The sequence below is a fragment of the Mesorhizobium sp. M5C.F.Ca.IN.020.32.2.1 genome (assembly GCF_004023105.1).
Classification (GTDB): Bacteria; Pseudomonadota; Alphaproteobacteria; order Rhizobiales; family Rhizobiaceae; genus Mesorhizobium; species Mesorhizobium wenxiniae.
Genome location: NZ_RZSX01000237.1, coordinates 1 through 7627, shown reverse-complemented (window position 1 = coordinate 7627; position 7627 = coordinate 1). Strand labels below are relative to the sequence as shown.

9 protein-coding genes and 1 riboswitch are annotated in these 7627 nt (G+C 62.7%); of the genes, 6 read left to right on the top strand and 3 right to left on the bottom strand.

Annotation, left to right across the window (positions count from 1 at the left end; genetic code table 11):
* The 3 genes from cobW to EOA86_RS14130 form a co-directional block, all read right to left on the bottom strand.
* Nucleotides 1–960, bottom strand: a 960-nt coding sequence (cobW, locus tag EOA86_RS14140) for a cobalamin biosynthesis protein CobW (RefSeq protein WP_128342204.1), incomplete at its 3' end; no start/stop codon positions are given.
* Nucleotides 957–1388 carry a DUF1636 family protein gene (locus EOA86_RS14135; RefSeq protein WP_128342202.1) on the bottom strand — a complete coding sequence of 144 codons (432 nt, stop codon included), beginning with the start codon at nt 1386–1388 and terminating at the stop codon, nt 957–959. The genes cobW and EOA86_RS14135, both read right to left, overlap by 4 nt.
* A gap of 37 nt (nt 1389–1425) precedes the next feature.
* A riboswitch (cobalamin riboswitch) is annotated at nt 1426–1630 on the bottom strand.
* Nucleotides 1631–1659: 29 nt separating this feature from the next.
* Nucleotides 1660–2859 (bottom strand): winged helix-turn-helix domain-containing protein, encoded by a 1200-nt coding sequence (locus EOA86_RS14130; RefSeq protein ID WP_128342201.1) that lies wholly within the window; start codon nt 2857–2859, stop codon nt 1660–1662.
* 336 nt (nt 2860–3195) lie between these two features.
* Here EOA86_RS14130 and EOA86_RS14125 point away from each other — a divergent pair, with 336 nt between their 5' ends.
* The 6 genes from EOA86_RS14125 to nuoF all read left to right on the top strand — a co-directional run.
* On the top strand, nt 3196–3561 hold the full coding sequence (locus EOA86_RS14125) for an NADH-quinone oxidoreductase subunit A (RefSeq protein ID WP_127210083.1): 366 nt from the start codon (nt 3196–3198) through the stop codon (nt 3559–3561).
* Entirely contained in the window at nt 3552–4133 is a 582-nt protein-coding gene (locus EOA86_RS14120) for an NADH-quinone oxidoreductase subunit B (protein ID WP_027156092.1), read from the top strand. Before EOA86_RS14125 ends, EOA86_RS14120 begins: the two co-directional genes overlap by 10 nt.
* 5 nt (nt 4134–4138) lie before the next feature.
* Nucleotides 4139–4741 (top strand): NADH-quinone oxidoreductase subunit C, encoded by a 603-nt coding sequence (locus tag EOA86_RS14115; protein WP_127210081.1) that lies wholly within the window; start codon nt 4139–4141, stop codon nt 4739–4741.
* Nucleotides 4742–5932, top strand: a complete 1191-nt coding sequence (locus EOA86_RS14110) for an NADH-quinone oxidoreductase subunit D (protein ID WP_128342199.1) — start codon at nt 4742–4744, stop codon at nt 5930–5932.
* Nucleotides 5933–7009 (top strand): NADH-quinone oxidoreductase subunit NuoE, encoded by a 1077-nt coding sequence (gene nuoE, locus EOA86_RS14105; RefSeq protein WP_245497261.1) that lies wholly within the window; start codon nt 5933–5935, stop codon nt 7007–7009. It abuts the gene before it with no gap.
* A gap of 10 nt (nt 7010–7019) precedes the next feature.
* Nucleotides 7020–7627: NADH-quinone oxidoreductase subunit NuoF (nuoF, locus tag EOA86_RS14100; protein WP_128342197.1), on the top strand; the 608-nt coding region annotated here is incomplete at its 3' end.

Here is a 7627-nt window from a genome sequence, read left to right as displayed (position 1 = left end):
GTCCTCAGCGGTCCAGGCGCGGTCGTAATAGTGATTGACGCGCGGACCGACAGCCTGCAGCAACAGCCGCATCGGCTTGCCGCCGACGTCGACGAAACCCTTGACGCGCAGCACGTTCTCTTCCTCCGCCGCCGTGGCGACACGCAAAGCCAGCTCATCGGGATTGGCGATCGACGGTATGTCGATGACGAAGGAATCGAAGTCGTCATGCTCGTGGTCGAGTTCGTCGTCGTGGTGGGTCTTGCGGTTCTCGATGTCGTCCTCGACGGCAAGGCCGAGGCCGAGCAGCACAGACGGATCGACCTTACCTTGCGAGGTCGGCATGATCTTGACGGCGCGCGCGGTGTGCTCGCCGATGATGGCATTGGCGCGGGCCGAACCGGCGGCGTCCATCAAGTCGCTCTTCGACAATATGATCAGGTCGGCGCAAGCGAGTTGGTCCTCGAACACCTCCTCGACCGGATCGTCGTGGTCGAGCGTCTCGTCCTGCGCGCGCTGCGCCTGCAGGGCGTCCATGTCGTTGGCGACGCGGCCTTCGGCCAGCGCCGGTCCGTCGACCACGGCGACGACGCCGTCCACGGTCACCCGGCTCTTCACCGACGGCCACTGGAAGGCCTGGACCAGCGGCTTGGGCAGAGCCAGCCCGGAGGTTTCGATCAGGATATGGTCGACCTTCGGCGTCAGCGACAGGATCTGGTCGAGCGCCGGGACAAAGTCGTCGGCGACGGTGCAGCAGATGCAACCATTGGCCAGCTCGACGATATTCTCCTCGGGGCAGGTGTCGATGCCGCATCCCTTGAGGATCTCGCCGTCGATGCCGATGTCGCCGAACTCGTTGACGATGATGGCCAGCCGCTTGCCCCCGGCGTTTTCGAGCAGATGGCGGATCAGCGTCGTCTTGCCGGCGCCGAGGAAGCCGGTGACGACGGTGCAGGGCACGCGGGAGACGGAAGCGGTCATGTCAAGTCCTTAAAAAGGTCGAGGGGAGGGATGCGGGCGACGAGGCCGCGCTTCAGACTATCGGGGCGGCCGCGCCATGGAATGAGACCGTCCGTCGAGGTGGCGAAGAGCTTTGCGCCAGTGACGAGATCGGCGCCGCTTGTCGTGGTCAGGTCGCCGAAGACGTAGCTCCAGCAGCCGTCGCGCAGGATCGCGGCGCTCAGCCGGCGCTTGCAGTTGCCGAGGCATTCGACGCTGCGGATACGGATATTTTCGCCGGAGGCGGCGCGGCGCGTGTCTTCGGCCAACAGTTCGCCGGCGCGGGGATGGCCATCGGAGCCGATCTCGTCACGGCAGGAGGCGCAGACGATCACCGTGACGCCGGCCAAGGGATCACTATCGGGCAATACGTCCGCTGTCTCAGCCGAAAAACTGCTGTCGCGTTCCAAATCAGGCTCCTTGCCCGGAAAACCCGCCAGGCGATCGGATTCTTTTGTCCTAGACGGCAGGTCTCCTGGCTCGCGGGTCATCGCCTTGGTGCCGCCTTCCCGGGACCGTCCCAGTGGTTTTCGGCCTTGGCTCGTCGCTTACAGTTGCGGGGACAGCCGCGGATTTGAAATCGGAATTTCGCACCGCATTCCCTCTTGGCTCCTCCCTTTGCCGAGAGGAGACCGTCTGGATTGGATTTAGGCCTGTGCAGGCAGTCGTGTCAACGCACGTCTACGATGCGGCAATGTTGGCGAGAGCCGAACCCAGGTCGCCGGCCGGAGTCACTTCGATGCGTTCCAGCCCGAGCCAACCCTGCATCAGCTTCAACTCCTCGAAGAGTTCGGCGGCGGTTTTCGGCGGGGCGCCGGGCTCAGCATAGGCGGCATGGACGCGCAGCACGCCGGCGGGGCGGTCGGCCTTGAGATCGATGCGCGCCACGATCCTTTCGCCGAGCAGGAACGGCAGCACATAATAGCCGTACTGGCGCTTTTCGACGGGGGTGTAGATCTCGATGCGATAGCGGAAGTCGAACAGTCTTTCCGTGCGCGACCGCTCGAAGACGACCGGATCGAACGGAGCGAGTAGCGCGCGTGCCTCGATCTTGCGCGGAAAACGGGCGTCCTTGTAAAGATAGGCCGGCTTGTCCCAGCCTTCGACGCGTACGGGCAAAAGATCGCCGGCGTCGACCAGTTCCTCAATCCGGCCCTTGATGTCGGCTGGAGAGAGGCGGAAATAATCGCGCAGGTCGCCCGCCGTCGCGACCCCGTGGGCGCGGGCGGAAATGCGCAGCAATTCGCGGTGCGCATCCTCAGGGGAGGGCACTGGCAGGGCAAGTATCGCAGGCGGCAGCACGCGCTCCGGCAGATCGTAGCGCCGCTCGAAGCCACGACGCGACGCCGTGGTGATGCGGCCGGCCCAGAACAGCCATTCGAAAGCGTGCTTGGCATCGCTCCAGCCCCACCAGCCGCCCGAGCCTTTCTGGCCTTCCAGGGCGGAAGCGGCGATCGGGCCGCGTTGAACGACCTCGCGATAGATGTCTTCAATGTAGGCGGCGCGTTCGCGGCCCCACTTGGCCAGCCCGTTATACATTTCCTCGCCGCGCTCGGCCCGCTCCATGCGCCAGCGCATCAGTGGATAGGTCTCGACCGGCAGAAAGGAGGCCTCATGCGCCCAATATTCGAAGACTTTGCGCTTGCGCGTCACGGCGGCGTTGTCGAGCAGCGCAAGCGGGTAGGGGCCAAGCCGCGAATAGAGCGGCATATAGTGAGCACGCACCACCGCACTGACGGAATCGATCTGCAGCAGGCCGGTGCGGGCAAGGACGCGGGCCAGATGGCGGCGATCAGGCGTGCTGTTAGGGCGAGGATCGGCAAACCCCTGTGCGGCAAGCGCGATGCGCCGGGCCATGGCGAGCGAGATTTTTTCCTTCATGCAGACGGCACTCTGTTGGCGTTCGACCCAAGGTTTGGACGATGATTCCGCGCCATGCTAGCAGGGTTTTGGCGGCATCTATGTCAGGAGAGAAAACTGGAGTAAAAGTTGAAAGAAATCAAACAGGAGCGGATCGGACCAGTTTATCCGGATATGCCGTCCAGGCACCGTGTTTTGAACAAGGTTTGACTTGCTTCGCCGAAGGCGCTGCGCTAACCCTCGCCGCGTTGCAGCATAGAGCCTTCTAAAACGGTTCAGTGGTTAAACTGTCACGCTTCCGCAAGTGGGTCCGGTGCTGTAATCAGAGTGGATTGGCCGCCAACGGAAAGCTGCAGCATGAACGCATTGTTGAGTTCGTACCTGCCCATCGTCCTGTTCATCGGCGTGGCGCTGGTCGTCGGCCTGGCGCTGCTTGCCGCCCCCTTCCTGGTGGCCTTCCGCAACCCAGATCCGGAAAAGCTTTCCGCCTACGAGTGCGGCTTCAATTCGTTCGACGACGCCCGCATGAAGTTCGACATCCGCTTCTACCTAGTGTCGATCCTGTTCATCATCTTCGATCTGGAAGTGGCCTTCCTGTTCCCGTGGGCCGTGTCTTTCAGCCAGATCGGCATACTCGGTTTCTGGTCGATGATGGTGTTTTTGGCGGTGCTGACCATCGGCTTTGCCTATGAATGGAAGAAAGGAGCGCTGGAATGGGATTGAGCGACAATTCCGGCACGCTCGTCGCGCCGAAGCCGAAGGGCATTCTCGACCCCAGCACCGGGAAGCCGGTGGGGGCGAATGATCCATTCTTCCTCGAGATCAACAACGAACTGGCCGACAAGGGTTTTCTCGTCACCTCCACCGAGGCGCTGATCACCTGGGCGCGCAGCGGCTCGCTGATGTTCATGACCTTTGGTCTCGCCTGTTGCGCGGTCGAAATGATCCACACCTCGATGCCGCGCTATGACTCGGAGAGGTTCGGTGTTGCTCCTCGCGCGTCTCCGCGCCAGTCCGACATCATGATCGTCGCCGGCACGCTGACCAACAAGATGGCGCCGGCGCTGCGCAAGGTCTACGACCAGATGCCGGAGCCGCGCTACGTCATCTCGATGGGCTCCTGCGCCAATGGCGGCGGCTACTATCATTATTCCTATTCGGTGGTGCGCGGCTGCGACCGCGTCGTGCCGGTCGACATCTACGTGCCCGGCTGCCCGCCGAGTGCGGAAGCGCTGCTTTACGGCATTCTTCTCCTGCAGAAGAAGATCCGCCGCACCGGCACGATCGAACGGTGAGCGGCATGAGCCAGTCCTTGAGTGAACTCTCGACCTATCTCGGAGAGAAGCTGAACGGCCGGATCGGCGAGGCGGTGCTTGCCTATGGCGAACTCACCATCTCTGTCGAGCCGCACGATCTGATCGAGGTGATAACCTTCCTGCGCGACGATCAAAAATGCCAGTTCATTTCGATCATCGATGTGTGCGGCGCCGATTATCCGTCGCGGGCCAATCGCTTCGACGTCGTCTATCATCTGCTGTCGCCGAAGCAGAATGTTCGCATCCGGCTCAAGGTGCAGGCTGACGAAGAGACGGTGGTGCCATCTATCACCGGTGTGTTTCCGGGCGCCGACTGGTTCGAACGCGAAACCTACGATCTCTATGGCGTGCTGTTTTCGGGCCATCCCGATCTCAGGCGGATTCTGACCGATTACGGCTTCGAGGGTCATCCGCTGCGCAAGGATTTTCCGCTGACCGGTTTCGTCGAGGTGCGCTACGACGACGAGGCCAAGCGGGTCATCTACGAGCCGGTGGAATTGAAGCAGGAATTCCGCAATTTCGATTTTCTGTCTCCGTGGGAAGGTACGGATTACGTGCTCCCGGGGGATGAGAAGGCAAAGCAGTAAATGGCTGAAACCTCCGTTCGCAACTTCAACATCAATTTCGGTCCGCAACATCCGGCGGCGCATGGCGTTTTGCGCCTCGTGCTGGAGCTTGATGGCGAAGTCGTCGATCGCGTCGATCCGCATATCGGGCTGTTGCATCGCGGCACTGAAAAGCTGATCGAAGCCAAAACCTATCTGCAGGCGGTGCCATATCTCGACCGGCTCGACTATTGCGCGCCGATGAACCAGGAGCATGCCTTCGCGCTTGCCGCCGAGCGACTGCTCGGCATCGAAGTGCCGAAGCGCGGCCAGCTGATCCGGGTGCTTTATTGCGAGATCGGCCGCATCATGTCGCACATCCTCAATGTGACGACGCAGGCGATGGATGTCGGCGCGCTGACGCCGCCCTTGTGGGGCTTCGTCGAGCGCGAAAAACTCATGGTATTCTATGAGCGGGCCAGCGGTTCGCGCATGCATGCGGCCTATTTCCGGCCCGGCGGCGTCCACCAGGACCTGCCGCAGAAGCTGGTCGAGGATATCGGCAACTGGATCGACCCGTTCCTGAAATCGCTCGACGATCTTGACGCACTGCTGACCGGCAACCGCATCTTCAAGCAGCGCAATGTCGATATCGGCACGGTGTCGCTGGCCGATGCCTGGGCCTGGGGTTTTTCCGGCGTGATGGTGCGCGGCTCGGGTGTGGCCTGGGACCTGCGCAAGTCGCAGCCCTACGAATGTTATTCGGAGATGGATTTCGACATCCCGATCGGCAAGAACGGCGACTGTTTCGACCGCTATCTCGTGCGCATGGAAGAGATGCGCCAGTCGGCGAAGATCATGCGCCAGTGCGTCGACCTGCTGCTCGGCAAGGAAGGTGCGGGGCCGGTGTCGAATCTCGACGGCAAGGTGGTGCCGCCGAAGCGTGCGGCGATGAAGCGTTCGATGGAAGCGCTGATCCATCACTTCAAGCTCTACACCGAAGGCTACCGCGTGCCGGCGGGCGAGGTCTATGCTGCGGTCGAAGCGCCGAAAGGCGAGTTCGGCGTATACCTGGTCTCGGACGGCACCAACAAACCCTATCGCTGCAAGCTGCGCGCGCCAGGCTTCGCGCATCTGCAGGCCATGGACTTTTTGTGCCGTGGCCACATGTTGGCCGACGTTACCGCCGTTCTCGGCTCCCTCGACATCGTGTTTGGTGAGGTCGATCGCTAAATGTCAGTCCGCCGTCTCGCAGAAGCCAGCGTCCAGCCAGCCTCGTTCGCCTTCAGCCGGGCGAATGCGGCAGCGGCGAAGCAATGGATCAAGAAATACCCGAAGGGCCGCGAGCAATCGGCGATCATCCCGTTGCTGATGCTGGCGCAGGAGCAGGAAGGCTGGGTGACCAAGGCGGCGATCGAGGCGATCTCCGACATGCTCGGCATGCCCTACATCAGGGGGCTGGAGGTCGCCACCTTCTACACGCAATACCAGCTCAATCCGGTCGGCACCCGCGCGCATATCCAGGTCTGCGGCACCACGCCCTGCATGCTGCGCGGCTCGGAAGCGCTGATGGACGTGTGCCGCTCGAAGATCCATCACGACCAGTTCCACACCAACGACAAGGGTACGCTGTCGTGGGAGGAGGTCGAATGCCTTGGCGCCTGCGTCAACGCGCCGATGGTGATGATTTTCAAGGACACGTTCGAGGACCTGACGCCGGAGCGGCTTGCCGAGATCATCGATCTTTACGACGCCGGCAAGGGCGCCTCGGTGACGCCGGGCCCGCAGAATGGCCGCATCACCTCCGAGCCGATCACCGGCCTGACGACGCTGAAGAGCGAAAAGGCGATCCTGAAGACGACCCGCGACAGGGAAGCCAAGGCAGCCGCCAAGGCCGCCAGGGAGGCCGCGCCAACGGCAATTGTCGCAACGCCGGCGGCTCCGGCCGCACAGGTACCGGCTCCCCCTGTCGCGCCATCGAAAGCCAGCAAGCCGAAGACCGATGCGCCCGAAACCAGCCCGGCGCTGAGGTCGCCTTCCCCGACGAAGGTCGCACCAGAGACGGAAAAGGCGGCGAGCGTCGCCGCACCGCGGCATTCGGCGGCCAACGCCAACAAGGCCGCGCCGGAGGTCGAAAAGGTTTCGAAACAGCGCAGCGGTCCCAAGACCAAGGCTGAGCCAGCGGCTGCTTTCAAGGCGCCGGAATTGAAGAATGCGCCGTTGGGCGCTGGCGGCAAGAAGGTAGCCGCCAAGCCGGCCAAGCCGTCGCTCATGGACAAGAATCGGCCCACCGGCAAGAAACCGGTCTGAGGAACGAACAATGCTTCAGGACAGAGACCGCATCTTCAACAACATCTACGGCCGCTTCGACAAGTCGCTGGCCGGCGCGATGGCGCGCGGCGCCTGGGACAACACGCCTGGCATCATCGCCAAGGGGCGCGACTGGATCGTCAACGAGATGAAGGCATCCGGCTTGCGCGGCCGCGGCGGCGCCGGCTTCCCGACCGGGCTGAAATGGTCGTTCATGCCCAAGCAGAGCGACGGGAGGCCGAGCTATCTCGTCGTCAATGCCGACGAATCCGAACCCGGCACGTGCAAGGACCGTGACATATTGCGCCACGACCCGCACACGCTGGTCGAGGGCTGCCTGATCGCCGGCTTCGCCATGGGCGCGGTCGCCGCCTACATCTATGTGCGCGGCGAGTTCATCCGCGAGCGCGAGGCGCTGCAGCGCGCCATCGACGAGGCCTATGAGGCCAAGCTGATCGGCAAGAATAACACGTCCGGCTACGACTTCGACATCTACATGCACCATGGCGCCGGCGCCTATATCTGTGGGGAGGAAACGGCGCTGCTCGAAAGCCTCGAAGGCAAGAAGGGCCAGCCGCGGCTGAAGCCGCCATTTCCGGCCAATGTCGGCCTCTATGG